Origin of the sequence: Janibacter limosus (assembly GCF_004295485.1) — a bacterium.
In the GTDB taxonomy this organism is placed as follows: domain Bacteria; phylum Actinomycetota; class Actinomycetes; order Actinomycetales; family Dermatophilaceae; genus Janibacter; species Janibacter limosus_A.
This window is the reverse complement of record NZ_CP036164.1, coordinates 2,656,780-2,683,292: the sequence shown is the minus strand read 5'-3', so window position 1 is coordinate 2,683,292 and position 26,513 is coordinate 2,656,780. Positions and strand designations below refer to the sequence as shown.

Below are 26,513 nucleotides of genomic sequence, written 5' to 3'. Positions count from 1 at the left end.
GAGCGGCCGTGGCCGGTCAGGGAGCGGGTGGTCCGCTGATCATCCGTCCGTCGGCCGACCGCGGCCAGGCGTTGGCGGTGCACCCGTGCAGCGAGAGGGTCTGCTGCACCATGACGGGAGCCGGACTGCCCTTGCGCGGGCAGCGCTCGTGGCCCTGCCCGAGCCCGTGACCGACCTCGTGGTTGACGAGGTAGTGCCGGTAGAGCGCGAGGTCCTTGATGTGCGGGACCCCCTCGAGCCAACGGTCCAGGTTGAGCACGACGTACTGCCCCACGCGGCAGGAGGTGTAGCCGTGAGTGTTGGCGCCGGCGGCCGCGCACTGCTCGTCGACCGTGTCGGGCGTGGCCAGGCGGATGGTCAGGTCGGCGTCTGCGGTCGCCACCCGCTGGAAGCGCCAGTGCCCACGGGCCGTCCAGCCCCGTGGGTTGCGCAGGGTGGCGTCGACCGCCCGGGCGAAGCCGCTCGGGGAGACCCCGGCCCCCTCCTCGACCTCGATCCGGTAGGTGACCAGCTCGCCCTTGCTCCCGCGGACCGGGCCACGTGCACCCACGGTGCGGTAGCGCCCGGTGGAGCGGTAGGTGTGCTTGGGCGAGGGAGCGGCCTTGGTCGCTGACGTCGTGGTCGACGCCGAGGGCGAAGGGAGATCCGCCGACGTGGTCGAGGTGGCGACCACCGGGCTCGGCGCCCCGGGTGCCTCGCCCTGCTCGGACTCCGCAGCGCCAGCACCCTTGAGCCCCACGGCGATCGCGACGACCAGCACGACGGCGGCGAGCACGGCGGCCACCTGTCGGCGCCGGGCCTGGTCGGCGTCGCGCGGAGCGAGGTGGCGGTGTGTGGGCACGCGTCTCAGGATACGTGCGCGTGGGCCAGCAACCAGTCGCGCAGGCGCAGCGTCGACAGGCAGTCGTACTCGTTGTACTGGCGCAGGTCCTCCAGACGCAGCGCCGCCTGCGCCTCGTCGCCCACGGCGACGGCCTCCCGGTAGCGCTGGTACTCGATGATCGAGTCGCCGCCGGCGGTCACGCCGTCGGCGTCGCGCAGGTCATCGCCCATGTAGAGCGGCTCCAGCCGCTTGATCGAGTACGACGGGCTGCCCACGCGCACCGCCGACTTGACCGCGGCGTAGAGGTCGACGAAGACACCGCGCTCGAGCAGGTCGGCGACCTCCTGCTCGTGGACACCGTGCCGTGCGGCCAGCCGGGTGAGGGCGCTGCGCTCGTAGCCGGAGTAGTGGAAGACGTGCAGGTCGGGCCAGCGCTGCAGCCGCTCGCGCAGCCAGTCGACGAAGCCGACGAGCGCCGCGCGCTCCTGCTCGCGGTCATGGGCCCAGAAGGGGACGAACTCGCCGCCAGCGGTGAGGGACCCGAAGAGGTACTCCAGGCCGAAGTCCTCCTCGCCGCTCCCGCGCCACATCGGGTCGCCCTCGAAGTCGAAGAAGACGTCACCGTCGCTGGGGGAGGGCAGCGCCGCGAGGGCCTCGGGGGCGAAGACCTCGTAGGCCAGGGGCTGCTCGGCCGTGGGCTCGACGAGCTGCAGGGAGGCCTGGCTGCGCAGCACGGCCAGACGGGTGTCGTCCAGCCCCTCGACGGGGTCGACCCGGGCCGCGAGCGCAGCGACCGTGCTCACCCCGGACTCCAGCAGCAGGCGCCGCGTGGAGGAGTGCACCCCTGCGACCAGCCCGACGTCACCACGCTCGGACAGCTCGGCGCGGCAGACGTCGCAGTGCAGGCAGGCCCGCCAGCGCGCATCGCCCCAGGTGACCGGGCTCCCTTCGCCCTGGTGGGTGTCGAGCACCTCAAGCACCCGGGCCCGGGCCGCGGACAGGTCGCCGGCGATCTCCTCGCGGGGTGTGTCGACGACCGACCCGTCGCCCAGGATCAACCGGACGAAGGGAGCGACGGCCACCCCGCTGTCCTCGAGCGCCTGGGCATAGGCCGCCACCTGCACCAGCGCGTCCTGCCTGACGGACCGGGCCAGCTTGGTCTCGGCGACGACCCACATCCCGGAGTCGTCGCGCAGCAGGTGGTCGGCCCGTCCCTGGAAGCGTGCGCCCCGCACCGCGGCCTGGTGGACGAGCCGGGTGCCCGGGTCGTCCAGGACCGCGACGACGGCCTCGGGAGCCAGCGCGTGGGCGTGCACGACGCCCACGCCGACCTCCTGCGTCAGGGCCTCGGTGACCTCGTGCTCGCGCTCGCGACCCAGGTCGCCGAAGCGCGCCCGGATCGGGTCGGGCTCGGCCGGCACGCTCTCGCGCCGTCCCAGCCGCACATCGGCCGTGACGAGCAGCCCGTACTCGCAGCGGAGCCCGGCGCGCAGGTCACTCGATGTGATGACCGCGGGCTGGGGGAGGCCGGCGACGAGGGGGAAGTCCATGGCCTCGAGGGTACGAGGGGCCCCCGACAGTCCGAGCTCGCCCGGGCAGTTCGGCTGGGTTCACACCCAGCTGGGGAACCACATCCGCCAGCGCCACTGGTCGTAGGGGATGACCTGGGCGGTCCAGATCGGCCAGAAGAAGGCGAAGTTGGCCAGGACGATGAGCAGGTAGATGCCCACGGCGAGCTGCCCGATGCGGCGTCGGCGGGCATCGGCGCCCGGTGGGCCGAGCGCGAGGCCGAGCACGAAGACCACCGCGAGGATGACCCAGGGCTGGAAGGAGATCGTGTAGAAGGTGAAGATCGTGCGGTGCTGGAGGAAGAACCACGGCAGCCAGCCGCCGACGAACCCGGCGAGGACCGCCCCGGCGCGCCAGTCCCGTTTGAAGGCCCAGTGGTAGGCGAGGAAGAAGAGGGCGGCGGTCGCCAACCACCAGATGGAGACCGAGCCGAGAGAGCTGATCGCCTTGGAGCACTTCTCGACCTCACAGCCGGTCATGCCCTGTGTGGGTGACTCGTAGAAGAACGAGGTCGGCCGGGACTGGATCATCCACGACCAGGGGTTGGACTGGTAGGTGTGCGGTGACGTCAGGTTGTCGTGGAAGTCCAGGACCTGCACGTGGTACTGCCACAGCGAGCGAAGGGCGGGGGGTAGCCACTGCACGCCCTCGCCCGGGTTGTCGGCGGCCCAGGTGCGGTTGTACCCGGTGCGGGTGGCGAACCAGCCGACCCACGAGGCGAGGTAGGTCGCGAGGACCACGACGGTCATCGACAGGCCCGCCCAGACCCCGTCCTTGCCGATGCCCGCGACGATCCAGTGCCGGGCGCCCGCCGCCCTTCGTGCACCGATGTCCCAGAAGACGGTCATCAGGCCGAAGGCGGCGAAGAAGTACAGACCGGACCACTTCGTGCCGCAGGCCAGACCCAGCGAGAGCGCGGCGACGAGGCGCCACGGCCGCCACCACAGCATCGGCCCCGTGCGGAAGCTCGAAGGAAGCCGAGCGGCTCTCTCCGCCAGGCGTGCTCGCGACCAGTCCCGGTCGATGAGCAGCGCCCCGAAGGCCGCCAGGGCGAAGAACATCAGGATGATGTCGAGCAGGCCCGTGCGCGACTGGACGAAGTGGTGCCCCTCGAAGGCCATCAGGAAGGCCGCAACCGCCCCGAGCCAGCTGGACCCGAAGAGGCGCCGCGCGATCCGGCCGACCATGAGGATCGAGAGGGTGCCCAGCAGGGCCACCGAGAAGCGCCAGCCGAAGCTGGACGTCGGCCCGAAGACCCACTCGCCGAAGGCGATGATCCACTTGCCGACCGGCGGGTGGACGACCATGTCGCCCTCGGTGGCGTTGAAGATCGCCGTCGTGCCCTGGGTGAAGAGCGGGTCGACCTTCTCGCCGTCGCCGTTCCACCGCTGCTCGACGCCGTAGTCGAGCATCGAGACGCCCTGCTTGACGTAGTAGGTCTCGTCGAAGACCAGCTGGTGGGGACGGCCCAGGGACCAGAAACGCAGGATCCCGCCGATCGCGGCGAAGAGGAGGGGGCCGGCCCAGCCCCACAGGACGTCGGTGGGACGGAACCCGAGCAGGCGCTCACGCAGCTGCTGCCCCCTGTCCATGCGCGCCATCGTAGGCGAGGGGAGCGCCCCCTCGTGGCGCGGTGCTGGGATGATGCCCGCATGCCTCTCGTCCTCGCAGCCACACCCATCGGCGATCCGCGCGACGCCAGCCCGCGTCTGCGCGAGGAGCTCGCCGGGGCGGACGTCATCGCCGCGGAGGACACCCGGCGCCTGCGCGGCCTCGCCGCCCGGATCGGTGTCGACCTGCCGCCGCGCGTCGTGAGCTACCACGAGCACAACGAGGCGACCAAGACCGCCGAGCTGCTCGAGCTGGTGCGCGAGGGGCAGCGGGTCGTCCTCGTCACCGACGCCGGGATGCCCTCGGTGTCCGACCCGGGCTACCGCTTCGTGCGGGCCTGCATCGACGCCGACCAGGTCGTCACCTGCGTCCCCGGCCCGAGCGCGGTGCTGATGGCACTGGCCGTCTCGGGGCTGCCGGTCGACCGCTTCTGCTTCGAGGGCTTCCTCCCGCGCAAGGCGGGGGAGCGGCGCTCGGTCCTGCAGGAGGTCGCGTCGGAGAGGCGCACGATGGTCTTCTTCGAGGCGCCCCACCGCATCGCCGCCTCCCTGGAGATCATGGCCGAGGTACTGGGGGCCGACCGTGAGGCCGCCGTCTGCCGCGAGCTGACCAAGACCTACGAGGAGGTCCGCCGCGGCGGTCTCGCCGAGCTCGCCGAGTGGGCCGCAGAGGGGGTCAAGGGCGAGATCACCATCGTCGTCGGCGGGGCCGAGGAGAGGAGCGTCTCCCTCGAGGACGCCGTGGCCGAGGTGCTGGCCCGCAAGGACCGCGGCGCCCGGCTCAAGGACGTCTGCGCCGCGGTGGCCACGTCCACCGGGCACGGCAAGAAGGCCCTCTACGACGCCGTGGTGGCCCACCGCATGTCCCTCTCAGACTGAGGTGGGACAATCCCGGCCATGACCGAGCCGCTGCCCGACTCAGGCACCGACCTGCCCGTCGACACAGAGTCCCCGGAGACCGCAGCCCAGGCCGCAGGAGCCGCCAGCGAGGCCGCAGAAGGAGCCCGGGAGGCCCACGCCGAGCACGGTGCCCGTCCCGGCAGCGAGCGCACCGTCGTGCACCTGCTGCGTCACGGCGAGGTCGACAACCCCGACAAGGTCCTCTACGGCCGCCTCCCCGACTACCACCTGTCGGCCCTCGGTCGCGAGATGGCCGAGGTCGTCGCCGAGCGCCTCGCCGAGGCCGACCTGGCGCTCGTCGTGCACAGCCCGCTCGAGCGCACCGCCGAGACCGCAGCCCCGACGCTCGCCCGCCACGGACTGACCGCCGTCGTCGACCCCCGGGTCATCGAGGCGGGCAACAAGTTCGAGGGCCGCCGATTCCGCAAGCGCCTCCTGCTCGACCCGCGTCGCTGGTGGTGGCTGCGTGACCCGACCAAGCCCACCTGGGGCGAGCCCTACCGGGCCATCGGCAAGCGGATGATGGCTGCCATCGAGGACGCCCGAGACCACGCCCGCGGCCACGAGGTGCTCATCGTCAGCCACCAGCTGCCGATCTGGACCATCCGCAGCGTCCTCGAGCACCGCAACCTGTGGCACGACCCGCGCAAGCGGGAGTGCAACCTCGCCTCCCTCACGTCGGTGACCTTCACCGGCGACGAGATCACCGACGTCACCTACAGCGAGCCCGCCGCGCACCTCTACGCGCAGGCCGCCACGATCCCTGGAGCCTGACACCCTTCGATGAAGACCCGCCGCCTGACCTCCGCCCTCGTCGCCTCGGTGAGCGCCCTCGCGCTCGTCGGGGGGCTGTCCGCCTGTGGCGAGTCCGCCTCCGAGAAGGCCGCCAAGGAGGTCGGCTCGCGCAACGGCGACGGGTCGATGACCCTCTTCGCGCCGCAGGACCGTGGCGCGCCCGTGGAGCTGGCGGGGGAGACCATCGACGGCAAGACCTGGGACAGCGCCGACGAGCGCGGCCAGGTCGTCGTGGTCAACCTCTGGGCCAGCTGGTGCGGTCCGTGCGCCAAGGAGGCCCCGCACCTCGTCGAGGCCTACGAGAAGACGAAGGGGGATGACGTCGAGTTCGTCGGCATCAACTACCGCGAGTCCTCCAAGGCGACCGGCCTGGCGCAGGGCAAGGAGTGGGGCTTCACCTGGCCCTCCGTCTACGACAAGTCGGGCCGGACCGCGATCGCGATGCAGGGCAAGATGACCACCCAGCCCTCCACGGCCGTGCTCGACCGTGAGGGTCGGATCGCTGCCGTCGTCCTGGGACCGGTGACGACCTCGACGCTCGTGGGCGCGGTCGAGGACACGCTGGCAGAAGCCGGATGACGGCGGCCCTCACCTCGCTCACCGCGGCCTCGTCCTCGCTGAGCGACCAGATCAGTGCTGGGGCACTGCCGCTCGTCCCCCTCCCCAACGACAAGGAGCTGTTCTTGTGATGGCCCGCACCACCCGGCCCGCGCCCGACGTCACCCAGCCCAAGCTCGGGCCGATCGGCTACCTGCGGTGGGGCTGGCGACAGCTGACCAGCATGCGCACCGCGCTCTTCCTTCTGCTGCTGCTCGCGATCGGCGCGGTGCCCGGCTCCGTCTTCCCCCAGCGCAGCCAGGACCCGGCGCGCACGGCCGACTGGATCGCCCGGCACGAGACCACCGGGCCGACGCTCGACAAGCTCGGGGCCTTCGAGGTCTACTCCTCGCCCTGGTTCTCCGCGATCTACCTGCTGCTCTTCATCTCGCTCATCGGCTGCATCCTGCCGCGCACCGCGGTGCACTGGAAGGCCTTGCGCAGCAAGCCCCCTCGCGCGCCCAAGCGGCTCGCCCGGCTCGAGGCGCACGCCGACGGCGAGGTCGACGGGGACCTCGCCGAGGTGCGCGCAGCGGCCACCGCGGTGCTGCGCCGCCGCCGCTACCGCGTCGCCAGCCACGACGACGCGTCGGTGTCGGCGGAGAAGGGATACCTCAAGGAGACCGGCAACCTCGTCTTCCACACCGCCCTCGTCACCCTGATCATCGGGATCGCGGTCGGCTACCTGTGGGGCTGGAAGGCCGACATCATCGTGCCCTCCGGGGAGTCCTTCGTGAGCACGGTGACCCGCTACGACACCTTCGCCCCGGGGCCCTTCGTCGACGCGTCCTCGATGTCCCCCTTCGCCATCGACGTGAAGAAGATGAGCGCCGACTTCAACGACCGCAAGCCCGGCGCGACGACCTTCGGCCAGCCGCGGGACTTCGAGGCCCTCGTCGACGTGACCGAGGCCGACGGCAACTCCTTCACCGACAGCATCAAGGTCAACCACCCCCTGGAGATGAAGGGCGCGACGGTCTTCCTCCTGGGCAACGGGTACGCCCCGGTCGTCACGGTCAAGGACAAGGAGGGCGAGGTCCTCTACCAGGGGGCCACCGCCTTCCTCGCGCAGGACGGCAACTACCGCTCGACCGGCGCGATCAAGGTCGGGGCGGCCAAGGAGCAGTTCGGCTTCGTCGGGCTCTTCCTCCCCACCGCCTACATCGACCCCGACCAGGGGCCGATCTCGGTCTTCCCGGACACCAGGAGCCCGGCGCTCGCGATGAGCATGTACACCGGCGAGCTCTACCCGAACGGCCGTCCGCAGTCCGTCTTCACCCTCGACACCGCGTCGATGAAGAAGGTCGAGACCAAGGACGGCAAGGACGCGCTGCGGTTGTGGCTGCAGCCCGGCGAGGGCGCCACGCTGCCCGACGGCATGGGCACGATCACCTTCGACGGCATCGAGCGATACGCGGGCTTCTCGGTGCGCCACGACCCCGGCAAGGGCCTGACCCTGTGGTCGGCGCTCGCTGCGCTGGCTGGCCTGATCACGACCCTGACCATCAAGCGCCGCCGCGTCTTCGTGCGTCTCGTCCAGGTGGGCGAGGTCGTGCGGGTGGAGGTCGCTGGCATGAGCAAGGACGACGACGAGGGCATCCTCGGGGTGGTCCAGGAGATCCGCGACGAGCTCGTGGGAGAATCGAGGACATGATGACGAACGCGATGCTGGCCCAGTACGCCAACTACTCGCTGGCCGCGGCCGCGCTGGTGATCACCGTGGCGATGCTCGGCTACGCCCTGTACCTCGCGCAGGCGGTGCCGGTGCGCGAGCGCGACGAGGTGGCAGCCAAAGTCCCTGCTGCTGTGGGCGCTCCTGCCACGGACGAAGGGGGCGACGCACCCGCCGAGACCGGCACCGCGACCGCTGTGGAGACCCCGATGCGGGCGCGCAAGGCCGCCGGTGTCGCCGGCTCCCTCTCGTGGCTCGGTGCGGGGTTCCTGCTGCTGTCGTTCGCGCTGCGGGGGTTCGCGGTGGACCGATTCCCCCTGGGCAACCTCTTCGAGTTCAGCATCGGCGCAGCCTTCTTCGCCATGGCGACGTTCAGCGTGGCCAAGTCGCGGCGTGACCTGCGCTGGCTCGGGGTCTTCGTCACGGCCTTCGTGGTGCTGCTGCTCATGATCGCCTCGACCTCCTGGTACGTCGAGGCCGACGAGGTCGTGCCCTCGCTGCAGTCCTACTGGCTGCCGATCCACGTGACCGTCGCCACCCTCGCCGTCGGTGTCCTCACCGTCGGCGCCATCGTCAGCGGGCTCTACCTGCTCAGCGACCGCGAGGTCGGTGGCGAGCGGTTCTGGCGCAAGCTGCCGTCAGCTCCGGCGCTGGAGAGGTTCTCCTACTCCCTGCACATCATCGGCTTCCCGCTGTGGACCTTCACCCTCATCGCCGGCGCCATCTGGGCCCGCGAGGCCTGGGGCGCGTACTGGACCTGGGACCCCAAGGAGGTGTGGACCTTCGTCATCTGGACGGTCTACGCCGCCTACCTGCACGCCCGCGCGACGAAGAACACCCCACGTCGCACGGCGAACTGGATCGCCATCGCGGGCTTCGTGTGCATCATCATCAACTACACGGTCGTGAACTTCTACTTCATCGGCATGCACAGCTACGCCCAGTGAGGCACTACATGGTCCGCTACACCCTGCTCCGCCTGATGATCTTCTTCGGCTGCCTCGCGCTGCTGTGGCTGGTCGGCCTGCGCGAGCCCACCGAGCTGCCGTGGCTGGTCGTCGGCGCGGCGCTCTCCTCGATGATCATCTCGGCGATCGTCCTGCGGCCCTTCCGTGCCGAGATGATCCAGCAGATCCAGGACCGGCAGGCCGCCAAGGAGACCGCTCGCTCGGCGCGCACCGACACCGACGAGGCCGTCGAGGACGCCGCTCGCGAGCGCTCGGACCGCTCAGATGCTTCGCGTGAGGCGACGGCGGTCGACGAGGAGCCCGAGAACTTCCGCTGAGCGGGGGCGAAGGGGGTCAGCGCGCCAGCGGGGCGAAGAGCCAGACCGCCCACATCAGCTCGGCGAAGCCGGTGAGTGCCAGGGCCGGGATGAGCGCGCGGCCGGTCTCCCCGGAGCGCACGGCCTGGATCCCCGGCCAGGCGATGACGAGGCCGAGCAGGCCGAGCGGGGCCCACGGGCGCCAGATCGTCATGAGCAGGGTGCAGACGATCGCGACGACGAAGAGACCGAGGTAGAGCTGGCGGGTGCGGGCGTCGCCGAGCCGCACGGCGAGGGTCTGCTTGCCCGTCACGGAGTCGGTCGGGATGTCGCGCAGGTTGTTGGCGACGAGGATCGCGGTGGCCAGCGACCCGACGGCGATCGCCCCGAGCACGCCGACCGCGGTGATCGTGCCGATCTGGGTGTAGAGGGTCCCGAGCGTCGCGACGAGCCCGAAGAAGATGAAGACGTAGACCTCGCCGAGGCCGCGGTAGCCGTAGGGGTTGTCACCGCCGGTGTAGCGCCAGGCCGCGATGATCGCCAGGGCGCCGATCGGGATGAGGATCCACGCCTGGCTCAGCGCCACGAGGGCGAAGCCGGCGAAGGCGCCGAGCCCGAAGAAGGTGAAGGCCGCGATCTTGACGTTCGCCGGGTCGGCGAGTCGCTGGCCCACGAGGCGCACCGGACCGACCCGCTCCTCGTCGGTGCCGCGGATCCCGTCGCTGTAGTCGTTGGCGTAGTTGACGCCGATCTGCAGGCAGCAGGAGACGAGCATGGCGAGCAGGGCGAGGCCGAGGCTGGCTCCCTTCAGCCCCTCCTCGACGTCCCGGTGGGCTGCGGCGGCGGCGGTGCCGACGATGACGGGAGCGATTGCTGCGGGGAGGGTTCGCGGACGGGCGCCGGCGATCCACTGCTTGATGGTGGCCACGATCGCCGATCCTACGAGGCGGTCAGGCTCCGAGCAGACGCGCCACGGCGGTGCGGTCCGGTTTGCCCGGGCCGCGCATCGGCAGCTCGGCGACGACGTGCACCCGGCGGGGGAGGGCGGCGGCCTCGAGGTGGGGTCGCAGCATCTCGCGGATCTCGGCGACGCCACCCTCCGCGACCGGCCCGACCGGCGGCCCGCCGGGGGAGGTGACGACGGCCAGCGACACGGCCTGGCCCCACTGCGGGTCGGGTACGCCCACGACGACCGCCTCCGTCACCGCGGCGATGTGCGCCAGGACCGCCTCCTCGACGACGCGGGGCGCGACCTTGAGCCCGCCGGTGTTGATGATGTCGTCGGCGCGACCGGTGACGCTCACCCGGCCATCACGGTCGACGGTCCCCAGGTCGCCGGTGCGGAACCAGCGCTGCCCCGCTTCGGTCGTGAAGGCGTCGCTGTCCCGGCCGAGGTAGCCGTGCGCGACGACGGGGCCACCGAGCTCGAGGACGCCGTCGGCGTCGGCACGGGCGGCGACGCCCTTGAGGGGCTTGCCGTTGTAGACGCAGCCGCCGCCGGTCTCGGACATGCCGTAGGTCGTGACGACCCGGACGCCTTCGGAGCGGGCTTTGTCGAGCAGGAGGCGCGGGGTGGCGGCGCCGCCAACGAGGATCGCGTCGAACCGGCGCAGCGCCTCCAGCCCGAGCGGGTCCTCGACGAGGCGGGCTAGCAGCGTCGGGACGAGCGAGGTGTAGCGCCGCTCCCCGTGCATCCCGGCGGTGGCCTGGACGAGGTCGAACGGGGTGACGCTCCCGGGGTCGAGGACCACCGGAGTGGTGCCGGCGGCGATGCTGCGCAGGAGGACCTGCAGGCCAGCGATGTGGTGCGGCGGCAGGGCGAGCAGCCACTGACCGTGGCCGCCCAGGCGCTCGGCCGTCGCGTCGGCGCTCGCGATGAGGCCGGCCGCGGTGAGCAGCGAGAGCTTGGGGGTTCCGGTCGACCCGGAGGTCGCGATGGCGACGGCCAGGTCGTCGGGGAGCGCGCCCTCGGGCAACGCCGGGGTCGAGTCCGGTGCGTGCGGGTGGATCGGCGCGGTGCCGGTCAGCGCACGCTCGAGCGAAGGGAGCGACTCGAGGACCGCGGGTCCGGTGGGCAACGGGAGCGTGGTGATGGGCACGGCGCTCATCCTCTCGTGGCGGGAGTCAGGCACGCGCCCGGTCCTTCCAATAGCCGGGGCGTCGTTTGGTGTGGGCGACGGCGACCACGGTCAGCACGTCGTCCCGCACCAGGTACAGGACTCGGTACGGGAAACTCGTCACGCCCTTCGACCGGACGATGGGTTCGCGTGGCCACCCCCGTAACGGAGGCCACGCCTCGGGGTCCTCGGCCGCGAACTCGATGGCGATCTCGACGGCCTCGGCAAAGCGCTCCCCGAGCCCTGCGCGATCGTCGTACCAATCAACCTCTGCAATGAACTCGTCCCGGGCATCCGGATGGAAGCGGACGGGAAGGGTCATGCGTTGCGGGCAGCCCGGCGGGCAACGATGTCCGCGAAGACCTGGTCACTCGGCACAGTCCGGAGCCGGCCACCCGTGAGGTCGTCCACGCGACGTGAGATCTCGATCGTCCATTCGTCATCGACCGACTCGTCCTCGCTGTCTTCGAGCGACTCGAGCAGCCTCAGGGCGACGTGCCTGCGCACGTCCGGAGGTAGAGACATCCCTGCCTCGTAGAACTGCGACTCGCTCACCGACATACGGAGAGTTTACGCCGCAGTCGCTGCCCTGCGCTGGGCCTTGTCCACAGGGTCGCGCAGCGATTCACGGAGACGCCAAGGGCGGCAGACGTGGTGCGGGCTGGAGGGCCGACGCTCGCTTCCTCAATGGGTCCAGGGGTCTGACCCACGGAACCTCTGGGGATCAGAAGTACCAGGGGAAGGGCGACCAGTCGGGCTCGCGCTTCTCGTGGAACTGGTCGCGCCCCTCGACGGCCTCGTCGGTCATGTACGCCAGACGGGGTCGGTAGGGGGAGCGGGTGATCGGCACGGGATCGTCCTTTCACCACGGGCGCTCCGAACGTCGCAGATCCGCTGGCCAGCCGAAATCTTGACGTCGTTCGTAGATTGGCCCCATGACGAGTGGTCCCTTGGAGCGCGAGACCTGCCGGGATGTCGTCGTGCCCGCGCTCGCGGCCGCGGGTTGGACGGGAGCAGACGTCCGCGAGCAGTACCCAGTCAAGGCGGGCCGGACTCTGCGGCTCGGGAGTCGCGCGCGCAACCTCGGTGATGGCTTCGTCGACTACGTCCTCGAGATCGACCAGGTGCCGGTCGCTGTGGTCGAGGCGAAGCGTGCCTACCGATCGGCGTCCGACGGTCTGCAGCAGGCATTGCGTTACGCACAACAGCTTGACGTCCCGCTCGCCTACGCCACCAATGGCGACGAGATCATCGAGCGCGATCTGGTGTCGGGTCGCGAGCGCCGAGTCGAGGCCTATGCCGCGCCAGCCGAGGCATGGGCGCGTTACGCCCACCTGCATGATCTCGACGCGGCGGGGCAGGCACTGCACTCCAAGGGGTTCAACCGTGAAAAGAGGTTGGCCACCGGTGACGTCCAAGAGCCTCGGTGGTACCAAGCGGTCGCGATCAGGCGTGTGCTGAGCGCAGTGGCTCGTCACGAGCGGCGAATCCTCCTGCTCATGGCCACGGGTACCGGTAAGACCTTCACCGCGATGCAGATCGTGCATCTCCTGCGTGAGTACCACCGGGTCGCCAACCCGGAGCGCAATTACCGGGTCCTGTACCTCGCGGATCGTGATGCGCTTGTGGCAGATCCGATGCGCAAGGACTTCGCCCAGGCTTTCGGTGGCGAGCCACTCTTCCGTGTCGGCGGTGCTGCCAATCTCAATCGCGAGGTCTACTTCGCGACCTACCAGTCCCTGGTGCAAGGCGATGAGGACCGGCTGGGCGAGTACCGACCCGACTTCTTCGATCTCGTCATCGTCGACGAGTGCCATCGCGGGAGCGCGTCGGAGAACTCGTCATGGCGCCGGATCCTCGACCACTTCGACGCGGCGATCCAGCTGGGGCTGACCGCGACGCCCAAGCAGGGCGACACCGTCGACACCTACCGATACTTCGGGGAGCCGGTCTTCACCTATTCGCTGCGTCAGGGGATCGAGGACGGATACCTTGCGCCGTACCGCGTCCGGCGCGTCACACTCAGCCCCGACGCCGATGGCTGGGAGCCCACGCCGGGACAGCGCGACCGCTTCGGACGTGAGATCCCGGAGGGGGTCTACGGCACCCGGGACTTCGAGCGAGTCTTGCGGCTGCTGGCCCGCACGGACCTGGCGGCCGGTTACCTGTCCCGGCTGCTTCGGGCGGACCCGACGGCCCGGACGATGGTCTTCTGCGTCGACACCCAGCACGCTGACGAGATGCGACAGGCGTTGGTCGACGCCAACCCGGATCTCGTGGCGGACGACCCGGAGTGGGTGGTCCGCATCGTCGGCGTTGAGGGTGAGAAGCAGCGTCTACTGGAAGCCTTTTGCGACCCGCACCAGACGTCTCCAGTGGTGGCGACCACTTCACGGCTGCTGTCCACGGGTATCGATGTGCCGGACCTCAAATATGTCGTGATCTTCCGGCCGGTCGGCTCGATGGTGGAGTTCAAGCAGATCATCGGCCGGGGGACGCGCCTCTACCCCGAGAAGGGGAAGACCTCCTTCGAGATCGTTGACTTCGTGGGGGCCACGAGCCACTTCGAGGACCCAGACTTCGACGGGTACCCCGTGCGGATCATTCACGATCCTCCCTTGGACGGGACTGCCCAAGGCTCGGACGAGAGCGAGGCGACGAACCACGCCTCTGGGGTCAGCGAGCCGGTTCCTCCCTTCACCGCACACAACCCCGAGGACCCTGTCGGCGGTGACCCCCTGCCTGCCGGCGCCGATGCAGCCTCCCGCTCGAGCCCCACCTTTGTCGTCGACGAAGGCGGTTTCACCGTGGTCTCGGAGTCGGTGCACGTCGTCGACAACTCCACGGGACGCCTTCGCCTGACCGAGTACGGGGAGTACGTGGCCGGTGTCGTCCGTCGCTTGGCTCCGACACCGGGAGACCTGGCGACTCAGTGGTCGCGCCGGCCGTCGCGCGAGGAGATCTTGACCGTGCTCGAGGGCGAGGGTGTCGTCGTGGACGACCTGCTGCCTGCCGGCGAAGGGGACGTGGATCCGTTTGATCTGCTCGTCCAGCTTGCGTGGGGACTGCCCTCGCGGACGAGAGCTGAGCGGGTGCGGCGGGTGCGCACTCGTCATCACGCGGACCTGGAGCTGCGATCCGAGCTGGCTCGCAGGGTCCTGACCCGTCTGCTCGACGTCTATGCGGAGCGTGGGATCGACGAGGTCTCCTCGCCCCAGCGACTACGCCTCCCGGAGATTGCGGCACTGGGATCGGCGCGGGAGATCGCCACGGCGTTCGGCGATCCTGCGACGATGCACCAGGCCATCGATGAGCTGCAGACGTGGTTGTACTCCACGGAGAGCGCATAGCAAATCACGTAGAACTACAGTTTTCGTTGAGTTTTCATGCTGGTAGCCTTCGCTGGTGCCCGGCTCTCGACAGGATCTCCGCCAACAGCTGAGCACCCTTGCGTTCAGTCAGGCCGGATACTTCACGGCGGCGCAGGCCCTCGCAGTCGGTTACACCTACCAGGCTCAGAAATATCACGTCGACCACGGGAACTGGGTGCGGGTGCAGCGAGCGCTCTTCCGCCTGCCGGGATGGCCGAGCAATGCCGATGACACATATGCCCGATGGTCGGTCTGGTCGCGCGGTGAGGGGGTCATCTCCCACGAGTCAGCGATGTCTGTGCTTGAGCTGTCCGACGTCAACCCCGCCCACGTGCACCTGACGGTCCCGGCAACATTCCGCGCGGCCGACGATGCCGTTGTGCTGCACCGTGGGGTGGTCTCCGACGGCGAGGCGGAGCAGCGCTCCGGCTGGAGGGTGACGACTGCGCTGCGAACTTTGGTTGACGTTGCTGGCTCTGACACGCCCATGGAGACTGTCGAGGACGGTGTGCGCGATGCTCTCGAGCGAGGGCTGACGACGAGGCGGCGCCTGCAGCTCGGCGCTGATGAACGAGGTGGCCGAGCGAGGTCAAGGATGTCCGACCTCCTTGCGAGAGTGTCCTCGTGACATCGCGACGCGCTCAGGGACTGAACGACCGGATCCGGATTGCTGCGACTGACCGTGGGGAGGATGCCCATCGGATCCGCAGGGGGTTGGTCTTCCAACGACTGCTCGGACGGCTCGCACCGCAGGGATTGGTGCTCAAGGGCGGCTTCTGCCTGGAGGTCCGGCTCGGGGATGTGGCCCGGACGACCAAGGACATCGACCTGGTCGGCCGGATGGCCCTGGCGTCCGATCCCGATGATGTGCTCGATGCGCTGGAGCACGCGTTGGCGAGTGGTTCCTTCGACGACGGCTTCTCATTCCGTCCGGGCGTCCCTCGCCGGCTTCGGGCCGACGAAGCGGGCAGCCCCGCCTGGCGGGTCTCCGTGGACGCTCTGGTGGACGGCGCCCCCTTCGAGCGGATCAAGCTCGACCTCGTCGGGCAGGTCGAGGAGGTCGCTGGGGCCACCGAGCCGCTCGAGGTGCGTGCTCCGATCACCGCGCCAGGGTGTGGCCCGGTCACGGTCGCAGCTATTGATGTCCATCAGCACGCCGCCGAAAAGTTGCACGCATACGCTCGCCTGTACTCCGGCGGCCGGACATTCTCCCGGGTGAAGGACCTGGTCGACCTCGTCCTGCTCATCGACGCTGGTCTCCTGACTGATCCGCCTCGCCTGAGCGAGCGACTCGCTGTGGTGTGGAGTGCTCGCGATCAGTCCCGGCCGCCCCCTTCGCTCCCTGAACCTCCGGCGTCGTGGGAGGACGACCTGGCCCGCCTCCTGAGTGATCTTGGTACTCCCCACCGATCCCTTGCCGCCGCTCACACCCTGGTGACCGACCTCTACTCCGCAGCTATCGATGATGAAGGAACCTCCGCGTGACGCCTCCTCGGACCAAGAAGTCCACCCAACCGCCGACCACTCGCGCTCGCCTGCAGTCGGTGATCAAGGAATCGCGCAACATCATGCGCAAGGATGCTGGCCTCAACGGTGAGCTGGATCGACTCCCGCAGCTGGCGTGGCTCCTCTTCCTCCGCGCTCTCGACGAGGTTGAGGAGGAGCGCCAGATCAACGACCCCGACTATGTGCCTGCGGTCGTCGGACGGTACCGGTGGTCCGAGTGGACCAAGGGTGACCGGACCGGCTCTGCGCTCCTCACCTTCGTCGAGGAGCAGCTGCTGCCACACCTGCGCGAACTGCGTGGATCGGGTCGGGCCGGTGACCCGAAGGACACCGTGGCCCAGATCTTCAAGCACGTCGACAACCGGATGCACAGCGGCTACCTGCTCGCAGACCTTGTCGGCCAGCTGGGCAAGGTCGACTTCGCCAACACGGACGACATCCACACGATGGCGCACCTCTACGAGTCGATGCTCAAGGAGATGCGGGATGCAGCGGGTGACTCCGGCGAGTTCTACACGCCTCGGCCACTTGTGCGGTTCATGACCGAGATGGTCGACCCGCAGCCCGGCGAGGTCGTCATGGACCCTGCGATGGGCACGGGCGGCTTCCTCGTCGAAGCCTTCGATCACATGCGGGCGGCGGCGACCACGGCCAAGCAGCTCGAGGCGGTCCAGCTGGGGATCAGGGGCACCGAGAAGAAGTCGATGCCCCACCTGCTCGCACAGATGAACTTCCTGCTCCACGGCATCGACCGTCCTGCCGTCGCGCAGACCAATGCCCTGTCCAGCTCGATCGCGGACATGCGTCATGACGGGGTCGACGCCATCCTCACCAACCCGCCCTTCGGCGGTGAAGAGGAGAAGGGGATCCAGGACAACTTCCCGAGCGGCATGAAGACGGCCGAGACCGTGTGGCTCTTCCTCCAAGCAGTGATGGCACGCCTGACGAAGACCAAGGGGCGGTGTGCCATCGTCGTGCCGAACTCGGTGCTCTTCGATCAGGGGATCGGCGGGCGGGTGAAGAAGGCCCTGATGAAGGACTTCAATCTGCACACCGTGCTCCGTCTGCCCAACGGTGTCTTCGCGCCGTACACGCTCATCCCCAGCAATGTCCTCTTCTTCGAGCACGGGCCCCAGCAGGAGCAGGTGTGGTTCTACGAGCACCCGCTGCCCGAGGGGCGCAAGAACTACACGAAGACCAAGCCGCTGGCCCATGACGAGTTCGCGGACTGTGCCGCGTGGTGGGGCGGCCAGGACCGTGAGGGGCGAAGGGAGACCACGCAGGCCTGGCAGGTGCCGGTCACGGACATCGTCGAGTCGGGGTACAACCTCGACCTGCGCAACCCCCATCGGCCGGATGACCTGTCACACCGACCGCCGGCTGAGCTCATTGCTGAGCTCATCGAGACCGAGCGCGAGATGCTGACTCTGCTCGAGCAATTGGAGCTGGAGATCAAGGACTTCGCAAAGTGAGTGTCGAGTGGGTGCGGGTGGGTGACGTGCTGGAGCTGCAACGCACTCCGATCGATATCGAGTTGACCGAGTCCTACAAGCGGATCGGTATTTACTCTTGGGGTCGGGGGCTACTGCACCGGTCAGAAGTTCCCGGCACTGAGATGGGCAGTCTCCGCTACTACACCTTCCCCACAGAGGCACTGATCCTGAGCAATATCCAGGCATGGGAAGCGGCGGTTGCGGTTACGTCGGAGGCTGAAACGGGGTATGTCGCCTCAAACAGATTTTTGCCCTACGTTCCCAAGACGGAGCGTGTCGACGTTCGATATCTCGCCCACTACTTCGTGAGCGAACGAGGGCTGGGCCAGCTCCGATCGGCTAGCCCCGGCACGCAGGTCCGCAATCGGACGCTGGGTAAGAAGTTGTTCGAGGAGTTGAGGATCCCCCTCCCGCCCATCGACGAACAGCGCCGGATCGCCGCCCATCTCGACGCAGTTCAAGACTACGTTGCGCATCTCGCGTCGGAATCGATCACATTTCCTCTGCAGAGGTTGCCGACGGTGGTTGGCGATGTAATTACGGAGGCAGGCCTGCCGGTCACGACAGTGGGTGAGTTGCTCTCCGTGGTCAATACAACAATCCACCCTGGCGAGCCGTTGCAAGGTGCCACAGAGTTCGTCGGTCTGGAGCACATCGCGTCTCACACTGGAGATCGTCTGGGATCTCGCGCCATCCACGAGGAGACCGGGCGCAAGTTCCTCTTCAGGCCGGGGCAGGTGACCTTCGGGTACCTGCGGCCGTATCTCAACAAGGCCTGGGTCGCTGACCGGACAGGCCTGTGTTCAGTTGAGCAGTTCATCCTTGAGCCAGTCGATGGGCTGGCTCCGGAACTTCTTGCGCACCTCTTGCGAAGCGCTCACGTGCTGGACCGTGCGGTCGCCGCTACGAATCGCCTTCAGTTGCCAAGACTCAGCCTGAAGACCCTGCTTGCTATGGAGGTCCCGGACATTCGTGTTGCTCAGCCCGGATTGACGAGACGTCTCGACCTCTTGCGGGACCAGTTCGTGACGCTCAGCCGAATCGACAAGCGCCGTGAGGTGCTGAGAGACGGGATGTTGCCAGCTGCACGCAACGAGATCTTCACCGCGATGCGGTGACGCTGCGCCACTGAGCGCCACCCACGACCACGTGGTCGAGGAAGCGCACACCGACCTCGTCACACGCCCGTCGCAGCCGCTCGGTGACGGACACGTCGTCGGCACTCGGTTCGACCGACCCGCCAGGATGGTTGTGCGCCAGCGCGATCGCCACGGCATCGTGGCGAAAGGCGAGCGCCAACACGTCACGCACCGGCACGAGACTGCCCGTGGCGCCGCCGCTTGCGACGGTTACGGCTCGTCGGACGCGATTGCCGCCGTCCATGAGGATGAGGAGCACCTGCTCTGTCCTTGCTCGTCCGATCCGGCTCGCCGCGATCTTTGCGATGTCTGCTGAGGTCGTGACCGTCACACCGTCATGAGGGCTGATCCGATCGGCCAAGGTGAAGGCCGCGACGAGCCGGCACGCTTTCGCAGGACCGACTCCGGGTGTCCGGGAGAGCTCGTCGACGTCTGCCCGCGCCAAGCCGCCTACCCCACCCCACTCGGTGAGCAATGACCGGGCGAGAGTCAGCACCCCTTCGCCCTTCCTGCCGGTGCCGAGGTGGATCGCGACGAGCTCCGCGTCAGAGAGGGCACCTGCACCCAGCGATATCAGTCGCTCCCGCGGTTGGTCGGAGGTCAGGTGGTCTGGTGGCACTTGTCGACGCTAGGGCAGATGGACGCGCGACGCCTTGCGTCATCCACAGGGCCTCAGCCCCAGAAGATGCTGGTGGGGTCTTCCTCAAGCTCTGCGAGGAGCTCGGCCGCAGAGCCGGTGAAGATGCCACCCTCGTGGTACTCGTGCCACCGGCTGTTGCGATCCGCCCAGTGCAGCGTCCAACGACCCTCATCTGGTTGGTACCTCAGTTGCGCAATGGGCTGGTGGGTCCAACTCCCTTCGCCGTTCCACGGGGCACGCGTCTCGCAGACGGTGACGCTGCGTCCGCCCACGTGATGCTCAGCGCGGACCTCATCCGCGAATCGCGCCGGCCACTTCTCCTCGCAGTAAGCCGTGATCCGACGCAGGTCGGTCTCCGGCAACGAGGTCCGAGGCATCAGAAGTACCAGGGGAAGGGCGACCAGTCCGGCTCGCGCTTCTCGAGGAACTGGTCGCGCCCCTCGACGGCCTCGTCGGTCATGTAGGCCAGACGGGTCGCCTCGCCGGCGAAGACCTGCTGGCCCATGAGTCCGTCGTCGGTGAGGTTGAAGGCGAACTTGAGCATCCGGATCGCGGTGGGGGACTTGGCCATGATCTCGCGAGCCATCGTCAGGGCCTCGGTCTCGAGCTCGGCGTGGTCGACGACCGCGTTGACCGCGCCCATCTCGTACATCTCCTGGCCGGTGTAGGCACGGCCGAGGAAGAAGATCTCGCGAGCACGCTTCTGCCCCACCATCTTGGCGAGGTAGGCGCTGCCGTAGCCGCCGTCGAAGGAGCCCACGTCGGCGTCGGTCTGCTTGAAGCGCGCGTGCTGGCTGGCCAGGGTCATGTCGCAGACGACGTGCAGCGAGTGACCGCCGCCGGCCGCCCACCCGCCGACGAGGGCGATGACGACCTTGGGCATGGTGCGGATGAGGCGCTGGACCTCGAGGATGTGCAGGCGCCCCCCTTCGGCCTTGACGCGACGCTCGTCGATGCCCGCGACGCTGTCGTCGCCGGTCGGGTCGGCCGCGTACTGGTAGCCGGAGCGGCCGCGGATGCGCTGGTCACCGCCGGTGCAGAAGGACCAGCCCTCGGTGCTCGCGCTGCTGCCTTCGCGCGGTGTCGGGCCGTTGCCGGTGAGCAGGACGACGCCGACGTCGGGGGTGCGACGGGCGTGGTCGAGGGTGCGGTAGAGCTCGTCGACCGTGTGCGGACGGAAGGCGTTGAGGATCTCCGGCCGGTCGAAGGCGATCCGGACGCAGCCGACGTCCTTGGCGCGGTGGTAGGTCAGGTCGGTGAGGTCCTCGAAGCCGGGGACCACCTCCCAGGCCTGTGGGTCGAAGGTCTCGCTGACGTTGTCCAGTGCACTCACGCAGGTGAGCCTACTGACCTGCGTGCTGCGACCGGCCGGCGCTCGGGTTGGCGACCTCGTCCCGAAAAGTTAAAGTGACAACCGTTGTTTGTGCAATCAACCGGAAGGACCGCGCGCATGCGCCGCCACCAGATCGACTCCGCCCTCCTCGTCCTGCGGGTCGTGGCCGGACTGACCATCTTCCTGCACGGCTGGCAGAAGCTCACGACCGCCGGGTTCGGTGGAGTCGGGGAGATGTTTGCCGGGATGGGAGTCCCGCTTGCGGGCGTCTCCGGTCCACTGACCCTCGTCATCGAGGTCGTCGGCGGGATCCTTGTCGTGCTCGGCCTCGCCACCCGGGTCGTCGGCGCCGTCTACGCGCTCGTCATGCTCGGGGCGCTATTCATCGTCCACCTGGCCGCCGGCTTCTTCGTCGCCGAGGGCGGGTACGAGCTCGTCCTGCTCCTGGGCGCGGTCGCCGCGGCGCTGGCCCTCGCCGGCCCGGGTGCCTGGTCCCTCGACGCCGTCCTCGCCGGTCGTCGCGGCCGGGCCGTGGTCGACGCCCCCGAGCGGGAGCGCGTCGAGGCCTGACCACGACCGGTGGGGCGGGCCCCCTTCGTCACGACGACGAAGGGGGCCTCGCTCACGCGACGAGGCTGACGAGCAGGACCATCGGCAGGGAGACCACCGCACCGAGCGAGGTGCACAGCGTCAGCGTCTTGAGCGCGCCCTTGGTCGAGAGCCCGAGCAGGCTCTTGAACATCCAGAAGAAGTTGCTGTTGACGTGCAGGGCAAACATGGCGCCGGACGCGATCGACAGGCCGATGACGACCGGGTCGACGCCGGTCGACGCGACGACCGGGCCGATGATGCCGGCCGCCGTGATGGCGCCGACCGACACCGAGCCGATCGCGAAGTGCAGCAGGGCCGCGATGAACCACGCGAGCAGCACGCTGATCAGCACGGGCGCTCCGGCGTCCGCGGAGAACAGGCCCTTGAGCGTGTCGCCGAGGCCGGTGGCCTTGATGACCGCGCCGAGCGAGCCGCCGATACCGGTGATGAGGAGGATCTCGCCGGTGGTGCGGAAGCCGGTCGACAGAGCCCCCTCGGTCCCGTCCGAGCCGAGTGTCGTGCGCCCGATGACGAAGGCGATGAGCAGGCCGACGAAGAGGGCGATGTTGGCGTCGCCGATGAAGGCGATGACGTCGTTGCTCCGGTCGAAGAGGTCCATGAAGGCGCCGAAGGCGATGAGCACGAGCGGCACGAGGATCGGCGACAGGCGGAGCAGGAGAGGCAGGCGAAGGGCGCGCTCCGGCACCTCGTCGGGGTGGTCCAGGTCGGCGTCGGCGCCGGTGGTCCCGGACGTCGTGGCACCGGACGTCATGGCCCCGGACTCCGCGTCGGCGCGGGCGAGGTAGGCGCGGTGCCCGGCGTTGTCCGGGTGCTCCTCCTCGTCGGGGTCGATGTCGGTCGTCTCGTCCCACAGGCCGGCAGCCAGCAGGGCCCGGAAGATGAAGGTCGTCAGCAGCGCGGTGGCCAGACCGATCGGGACACCGAAGACGAGGTAGCGGCCGAGCGGCACCTCGAGCAGGCCGGCCACCGCGACGGCGGCCAGGCCGGGGACGACGAAGACGTAGCCGGAGAAGATGCCGACACCGATCGCGCCGGCGAGCCACGGCAGGCCCCGCTTGCGGTCGACGACGGGCGCCGCCTGGCGGGCCATCGGCGAGGCGAGGACGACCTGCACGTCGACGTAGATGGAGGGGAAGATCGTCGAGAGCGCCGCGGTCATCGCATAGGGGAGCTTGCCGCCCACCCGTCGGGCGATGATCTCCACGAGCGCGCGGAAGGTGCCCGTTGCCTGGAGCAGCGAGCCGATGAGCACCCCGAAGCCGATGAGCAGACCGACCTCGCCCATGATCTCGCCGAAGCCGCCGGTGATCTCCTTGACCGTGTCCGCGAGGCCCACCCCGGCAGAGAGGCCGAGGAAGACCGACGAGATGATCAGCGAGATCACCGGGTCGACCTTGAAGCGGATGATGAGCAGGATCGCCAGGGCGATCGCGATGAGCGTCAGTGCGATGTCCACCCTGCGACCCTACGTGGTGGTGACCGGCGTCACATGTCGGAGCGGTCGGGTCGGGTCGGTCGTCGAGATCGTCCCGTGGCCTTTCCACAGCCCGGCTGCCGGTCCGTGGTCCTTCCACAGCTGGCGAAGGGGGTGCCCCCTCGCCTCCCGCAGGCGGTGGGGTGGGTGCACGGCCACCCACAGGCGGTGGCCCCGACGGGAGGACACCACATGCTCGAGGACTGGATCCGCGCACCGGAGGGACTGCCGTCCGGTCCGGGCCGATGGTTGGCCAGGGACGACGACCACGACGGGACGGGGCAGTACGACGCGTACGAGCCGGGGCCGCCGCGCGAGGGCATGGGCGAGCTCACGCAGATCGTCGTCCTCAGGGGCCGGGTCATCGACGTGACGTACGAGGCGGTGAGCGGCAGCGGGTACGAGTGCGCGGCCATGGAGATGGAGCACCTGCACCCGTCACCGGCTCCGAGGGTGGAGAGGATCAGCGTCCGAGAGCCCCCGCACGAGGCGATGGTCGACTGGCTCGGGCGGGTCGTCGGGGGCGAGGAGGCTCTCGACACCCTGGACGCGCGGCCATTGCCAGCATCCTCACCGGTCGAGGCGAGCTCGCTGCCCGACCCGGAGCGGGAGCTGGTTCTGGCGATCGACGAGCAGCTTGCGCGGGCCGCCGCCGGGTGGCTCCTCGCCGACGAGATGCTCAGCGCCTGCCGCAACCTGCTCGCGGCCGCTGTGGACGCCGACATGCTGCGCATCTGGCGTGACCTCGAGCCGGAAAAGATCGCCGCCGTCGTCGTGCACTGCATCGCCAAGGCCAACGCGCTGGTCGGCTCTGGTGCCCCCTTCACCGTGGCCCACTGGCTGCGTGATCTCGGGACGACCTCGGCGCCGAGCAGTCGGTCCGCGACCTTGTCCAAGGTGATCGGTGGCCGGCAGTGGTCCCACGGGTGTGCGCCGTCGGAGGTCCCTGATGTGTACGTGCTCGGCGATGTGCGCCTGCTCGTCAGCAGCTTTCGCCGGGAGCTGCTGACCTATCGGGCCCTCGCGGGGAAGGTCCGTGACGAGTGACGCGGCCTCCACGGGCGGCCCGTGGTGCACCATGTCCCCATGGCGAGCACGCAGTCGACCCGGATCCGCCGGGCTGTCCAGCGATACGCCGCGAGCCACGACGAGCTGCGCGGTGTCACCGACGCCTATGTCGCTCTCGTGACCCGGCTGCTGGACGACGCGGGCATCAACTACCTGGCCGTGACCGGGCGGACCAAGTCGGTGGAGTCCTTCGCCGGCAAGGCGGCCCGACGGCTGCAGGGTGGCCGGCTGGCGCACCCCAAGCCGCTCACCGACATCACCGACCAGGTCGGCGTACGCGTCGTGACCTATGTCCTCGCCGACGTCGACGCGGTCGCCCAGCTGCTCTCCTCGCAGCTGGTCGTCCGCGAGGACCGCGACATGGGTCAGGAGACCGCCGACGCAGGACGCTTCGGCTACTCCAGCCGCCACCTGCTGGTCGCGCTCGACGAGGAGCGCGCCGAGGCGGGCATCCCGACGGACCGCCCGGCCTCGGTGCAGATCCGCACGGTCCTCCAGCACGCCTGGGCCGAGTTCGAGCACGACGTCCGCTACAAGGGGTCGGTCTCGGACGAGCACGCCCCGGACTTCGACCGACGGTTCACGCTCGCGGCGGGGCTGCTCGAGCTGGCCGACCAGCAGTTCTCGGCGATCAGGGACCGCCACCGCGAGGAGCTCACCTCGCCGGCCGAGGCGGCTGACGACGACCCGCGGATCAGCCCGACCGACCTGGCGGCCTTCCTCGCCGGCCAGTTCACCGACGCCGGCTGGTCACGCACCGATCACTACGCGTGGATCAGCGGGCTGCTGCTCGAGCTGGGCATCAGCTCGCTCTCCGAGCTGCGCGAGGTCCTGCGCGACGTCGACGTCGCATCGATCGAGGGCCACATGGGCTACCGCTACCCACCCGGCGCCGTCCGCCGCCTCGACGACGCTCTGCTGTCCGTCCACGGCGACCGCTACGTGGCGCTGCACGGCAATGCCCACCGGGTCGGGCTGCTGCGGGCCCGGCTCGGCCGGCTCACCGACTGACGACGGGCGTGGGGCTGCGACTACCGTCGGGCCCATGGCCCTGCACCTCCACCAGCTGTCCGTCGACGCGCACGACCACGCCGCCCTCGCGAGGTGGTGGGCCGACGTGCTCGGGTGGCGGATCGGGTACGAGGACGAGTTCGAGTGCAATGTCGTGCCTCCCGAGCACACCGAGGACCCGGTCGACGACACCGCGACGTGGCTGACGGGCCGGACGTCGCTCGTCTTCGCCCCCGTGCCCGAGGGCAAGACGATCAAGAACCGTCTGCACATCGACCTCGCCCCACACATCGACCAGGACCGTGACGCCGAGATCGAGGCGCTGCTGGCCAAGGGGGCGACCCGCGTCGACGTCGGCCAGACCCCCGACGTCACCTGGACCGTGCTCGCCGACCCGGAGGGCAACGAGTTCTGCGTGCTCTCCTCCCGCGACCGGTGAGCGGCACCCGGACCCAGCCCGGGCCGGACTCCGTCGAGGAGCTCGTCGACGGGCTGCGCGTGGTGACCCTGCCGCTCAACACCCGCTTCCGCGGCGTCGAGGAGCGGGAGGTGGCGCTCGTCCACGGGCCCTGCGGGTGGGGCGAGTTCGCTCCCTTCGTCGAGTACGGACCGGCCGAGGCGGCACGGTGGCTCGACGCCGCGATCGAGGCCGCGTGGACCGGCTGGCCCGACCCGGTGCGCACCGAGGTGCCGGTCAACGCCACGGTGCCCGCGGTGCCCGCCGAGCGCGTCGCGCAGGTCTTGGCCCGCTACGACGGCTGCACCACGGCCAAGGTCAAGGTCGCCGAGCGCGGTCAGACCGAGCAGGACGACATCGACCGGGTGGCCGCCGTCCGCGATCTCATGGGGCCCGACGCGCGGATCCGCGTGGACGCCAACGGCGGGTGGTCGCTCACCCAGGCGGCCGACATGCTGGCCAGGTTGGCTCCCTTCGGGCTGGAGTACGCCGAGCAGCCCTGCGCCGACGTGCGCGACCTGGCCCATCTGCGAGTGGACCTGGCGCACAACGGGGTCGACGTACCCGTCGCCGCGGACGAGTCCATCCGCAAGGCGGAGGACCCCATGCAGGTGGCGCGGCTGCGCGCCGCCGACGTCATCGTCGTCAAGGTCGCACCGCTCGGCGGCGTCACCGCCGCCCTGCGCATCGTCGACGAGTGCGGCCTGCCGGCCGTGGTCTCCTCGGCCATCGACTCGAGCGTCGGGCTGCGGGCCGGCGTCGCCCTCGCCGCCGCACTGCCGAGCCTCGAGCACGCCTGCGGGCTCGGTACCGGCGCGCTGCTGGCCGCTGACGTCACCACCGACCCGCTCCTGCCCGCCGGCGGAGTCCTCCCCGTGCGCGACGTGGAGCCCACCGAGGACCTCTTGGCGCGCCACGCGTCGCCCGCACCACGACAGCAGTGGTGGCGCGAGCGGGTGCGCGCGGCCTGGGCGGCCCGCGACTGAGCGCTCCTCCACAGCCCCCATCCGGGCTCGCCCCGACGTGCACAGCGGGGCGAAGGGAGCCCCGCCCACCTCGTCG

General features: G+C 69.6%; 28 protein-coding genes. 16 read left to right on the top strand and 12 right to left on the bottom strand.

The window, feature by feature from the left end:
* Positions 1-16 precede the first annotated feature (16 nt).
* Genes EXU32_RS12805 through EXU32_RS12795 form a run of 3 tightly spaced genes read right to left on the bottom strand, consistent with a single transcriptional unit; the run spans position 17 to position 3,984 of the window.
* Complete coding sequence (locus EXU32_RS12805) at positions 17-841, bottom strand: DUF3152 domain-containing protein (protein ID WP_207233795.1); 825 nt, start codon at positions 839-841, stop codon at positions 17-19.
* 5 nt (positions 842-846) lie between these two features.
* Positions 847-2,373 carry a TM0106 family RecB-like putative nuclease gene (locus tag EXU32_RS12800; protein ID WP_130630253.1) on the bottom strand — a complete coding sequence of 509 codons (1,527 nt, stop codon included), beginning with the start codon at positions 2,371-2,373 and terminating at the stop codon, positions 847-849.
* A 60-nt stretch (positions 2,374-2,433) separates the two neighbouring features.
* A complete protein-coding gene (locus EXU32_RS12795; protein WP_130630252.1) occupies positions 2,434-3,984 on the bottom strand; it encodes a dolichyl-phosphate-mannose--protein mannosyltransferase in 1,551 nt (516 codons plus the stop codon).
* A gap of 60 nt (positions 3,985-4,044) precedes the next feature.
* Here EXU32_RS12795 and rsmI point away from each other — a divergent pair, with 60 nt between their 5' ends.
* The 6 genes from rsmI (at position 4,045) to EXU32_RS12765 (ending at position 9,251) form a co-directional block, all read left to right on the top strand.
* Positions 4,045-4,881 (top strand): 16S rRNA (cytidine(1402)-2'-O)-methyltransferase, encoded by an 837-nt coding sequence (rsmI, locus tag EXU32_RS12790; RefSeq protein WP_130630251.1) that lies wholly within the window; start codon positions 4,045-4,047, stop codon positions 4,879-4,881.
* Between the two features lie 18 nt (positions 4,882-4,899).
* On the top strand, positions 4,900-5,676 hold the full coding sequence (locus EXU32_RS12785; protein WP_130630250.1) for a histidine phosphatase family protein: 777 nt from the start codon (positions 4,900-4,902) through the stop codon (positions 5,674-5,676).
* Positions 5,677-5,685: 9 nt separating this feature from the next.
* On the top strand, positions 5,686-6,276 hold the full coding sequence (locus tag EXU32_RS12780; RefSeq protein WP_130630249.1) for a TlpA disulfide reductase family protein: 591 nt from the start codon (positions 5,686-5,688) through the stop codon (positions 6,274-6,276).
* A gap of 109 nt (positions 6,277-6,385) precedes the next feature.
* A complete protein-coding gene (resB, locus tag EXU32_RS12775) occupies positions 6,386-7,948 on the top strand; it encodes a cytochrome c biogenesis protein ResB (RefSeq protein ID WP_130630248.1) in 1,563 nt (520 codons plus the stop codon).
* Positions 7,945-8,913, top strand: a complete 969-nt coding sequence (ccsB, locus tag EXU32_RS12770) for a c-type cytochrome biogenesis protein CcsB (RefSeq protein WP_226282933.1) — start codon at positions 7,945-7,947, stop codon at positions 8,911-8,913. The genes resB and ccsB overlap by 4 nt, the downstream gene beginning before the upstream one ends.
* A gap of 8 nt (positions 8,914-8,921) precedes the next feature.
* The gene (locus tag EXU32_RS12765) at positions 8,922-9,251 is read left to right on the top strand and encodes a DUF4229 domain-containing protein (RefSeq protein WP_130630247.1); all 330 of its coding nucleotides are present in this window, start codon (positions 8,922-8,924) and stop codon (positions 9,249-9,251) included.
* 16 nt (positions 9,252-9,267) lie between these two features.
* Here the strand turns inward: EXU32_RS12765 and EXU32_RS12760 are convergent, their stop codons facing one another.
* The 5 genes from EXU32_RS12760 to EXU32_RS17625 form a co-directional block, all read right to left on the bottom strand.
* Complete coding sequence (locus EXU32_RS12760) at positions 9,268-10,158, bottom strand: 1,4-dihydroxy-2-naphthoate polyprenyltransferase (protein WP_130630246.1); 891 nt, start codon at positions 10,156-10,158, stop codon at positions 9,268-9,270.
* 22 nt (positions 10,159-10,180) lie between these two features.
* Positions 10,181-11,362: an o-succinylbenzoate--CoA ligase gene (gene menE / locus EXU32_RS12755; protein ID WP_242612785.1), complete on the bottom strand. Its 1,182-nt coding sequence runs from the start codon at positions 11,360-11,362 to the stop codon at positions 10,181-10,183.
* Positions 11,355-11,669: a type II toxin-antitoxin system RelE/ParE family toxin gene (locus EXU32_RS12750; protein WP_130630245.1), complete on the bottom strand. Its 315-nt coding sequence runs from the start codon at positions 11,667-11,669 to the stop codon at positions 11,355-11,357. Before EXU32_RS12750 ends, menE begins: the two co-directional genes overlap by 8 nt.
* Entirely contained in the window at positions 11,666-11,908 is a 243-nt protein-coding gene (locus tag EXU32_RS12745) for an addiction module protein (RefSeq protein WP_130630244.1), read from the bottom strand. The genes EXU32_RS12750 and EXU32_RS12745 overlap by 4 nt, the downstream gene beginning before the upstream one ends.
* Positions 11,909-12,071: 163 nt before the next feature.
* Entirely contained in the window at positions 12,072-12,197 is a 126-nt protein-coding gene (locus EXU32_RS17625) for a hypothetical protein (RefSeq protein ID WP_278044451.1), read from the bottom strand.
* An 85-nt stretch (positions 12,198-12,282) separates the two neighbouring features.
* On the opposite strand from EXU32_RS17625, the gene hsdR reads away from it, so the two are divergent.
* The 5 genes from hsdR to EXU32_RS12720 all read left to right on the top strand — a co-directional run bounded on the left by hsdR (position 12,283) and on the right by EXU32_RS12720 (position 18,835).
* Positions 12,283-14,697 carry an EcoAI/FtnUII family type I restriction enzme subunit R gene (hsdR, locus tag EXU32_RS12740; protein ID WP_130630243.1) on the top strand — a complete coding sequence of 805 codons (2,415 nt, stop codon included), beginning with the start codon at positions 12,283-12,285 and terminating at the stop codon, positions 14,695-14,697.
* Positions 14,698-14,752: 55 nt separating this feature from the next.
* Positions 14,753-15,346, top strand: coding sequence for a type IV toxin-antitoxin system AbiEi family antitoxin domain-containing protein (locus EXU32_RS12735; RefSeq protein ID WP_130630242.1), 594 nt, complete (start codon positions 14,753-14,755; stop codon positions 15,344-15,346).
* An 86-nt stretch (positions 15,347-15,432) separates the two neighbouring features.
* Positions 15,433-16,203: a nucleotidyl transferase AbiEii/AbiGii toxin family protein gene (locus EXU32_RS12730; protein WP_165399670.1), complete on the top strand. Its 771-nt coding sequence runs from the start codon at positions 15,433-15,435 to the stop codon at positions 16,201-16,203.
* On the top strand, positions 16,200-17,696 hold the full coding sequence (locus tag EXU32_RS12725; RefSeq protein WP_130630240.1) for an N-6 DNA methylase: 1,497 nt from the start codon (positions 16,200-16,202) through the stop codon (positions 17,694-17,696). Before EXU32_RS12730 ends, EXU32_RS12725 begins: the two co-directional genes overlap by 4 nt.
* Entirely contained in the window at positions 17,693-18,835 is a 1,143-nt protein-coding gene (locus tag EXU32_RS12720) for a restriction endonuclease subunit S (protein WP_165399669.1), read from the top strand. The genes EXU32_RS12725 and EXU32_RS12720 overlap by 4 nt, the downstream gene beginning before the upstream one ends.
* On the opposite strand, the gene radC is transcribed toward EXU32_RS12720, so the two are convergent.
* From radC to EXU32_RS12705, 3 genes are all read right to left on the bottom strand, one after another.
* Complete coding sequence (radC, locus tag EXU32_RS12715; protein WP_207233794.1) at positions 18,819-19,475, bottom strand: RadC family protein; 657 nt, start codon at positions 19,473-19,475, stop codon at positions 18,819-18,821. The genes EXU32_RS12720 and radC overlap by 17 nt on opposite strands.
* 53 nt (positions 19,476-19,528) lie before the next feature.
* Positions 19,529-19,768 carry a DUF3024 domain-containing protein gene (locus EXU32_RS12710; protein ID WP_165399668.1) on the bottom strand — a complete coding sequence of 80 codons (240 nt, stop codon included), beginning with the start codon at positions 19,766-19,768 and terminating at the stop codon, positions 19,529-19,531.
* Between the two features lie 104 nt (positions 19,769-19,872).
* Positions 19,873-20,829, bottom strand: a complete 957-nt coding sequence (locus EXU32_RS12705; RefSeq protein ID WP_130630237.1) for a 1,4-dihydroxy-2-naphthoyl-CoA synthase — start codon at positions 20,827-20,829, stop codon at positions 19,873-19,875.
* Between the two features lie 117 nt (positions 20,830-20,946).
* Here EXU32_RS12705 and EXU32_RS12700 point away from each other — a divergent pair, with 117 nt between their 5' ends.
* Positions 20,947-21,399 (top strand): DoxX family protein, encoded by a 453-nt coding sequence (locus EXU32_RS12700; RefSeq protein WP_130630236.1) that lies wholly within the window; start codon positions 20,947-20,949, stop codon positions 21,397-21,399.
* 52 nt (positions 21,400-21,451) lie between these two features.
* Here the strand turns inward: EXU32_RS12700 and EXU32_RS12695 are convergent, their stop codons facing one another.
* The gene (locus EXU32_RS12695) at positions 21,452-22,897 is read right to left on the bottom strand and encodes a GntP family permease (protein WP_130630235.1); all 1,446 of its coding nucleotides are present in this window, start codon (positions 22,895-22,897) and stop codon (positions 21,452-21,454) included.
* A gap of 210 nt (positions 22,898-23,107) precedes the next feature.
* On the opposite strand from EXU32_RS12695, the gene EXU32_RS12690 reads away from it, so the two are divergent.
* Genes EXU32_RS12690 through EXU32_RS12675 form a run of 4 tightly spaced genes read left to right on the top strand, consistent with a single transcriptional unit; the run spans position 23,108 to position 26,437 of the window.
* Positions 23,108-23,962 (top strand): hypothetical protein, encoded by an 855-nt coding sequence (locus tag EXU32_RS12690; protein ID WP_130630234.1) that lies wholly within the window; start codon positions 23,108-23,110, stop codon positions 23,960-23,962.
* Between the two features lie 39 nt (positions 23,963-24,001).
* Positions 24,002-24,994 (top strand): GTP pyrophosphokinase, encoded by a 993-nt coding sequence (locus EXU32_RS12685; protein WP_130630233.1) that lies wholly within the window; start codon positions 24,002-24,004, stop codon positions 24,992-24,994.
* A 34-nt stretch (positions 24,995-25,028) separates the two neighbouring features.
* The gene (locus EXU32_RS12680; protein WP_130630232.1) at positions 25,029-25,433 is read left to right on the top strand and encodes a VOC family protein; all 405 of its coding nucleotides are present in this window, start codon (positions 25,029-25,031) and stop codon (positions 25,431-25,433) included.
* Positions 25,430-26,437, top strand: a complete 1,008-nt coding sequence (locus EXU32_RS12675) for an o-succinylbenzoate synthase (RefSeq protein WP_130630231.1) — start codon at positions 25,430-25,432, stop codon at positions 26,435-26,437. The genes EXU32_RS12680 and EXU32_RS12675 overlap by 4 nt, the downstream gene beginning before the upstream one ends.
* Positions 26,438-26,513 lie beyond the last annotated feature (76 nt).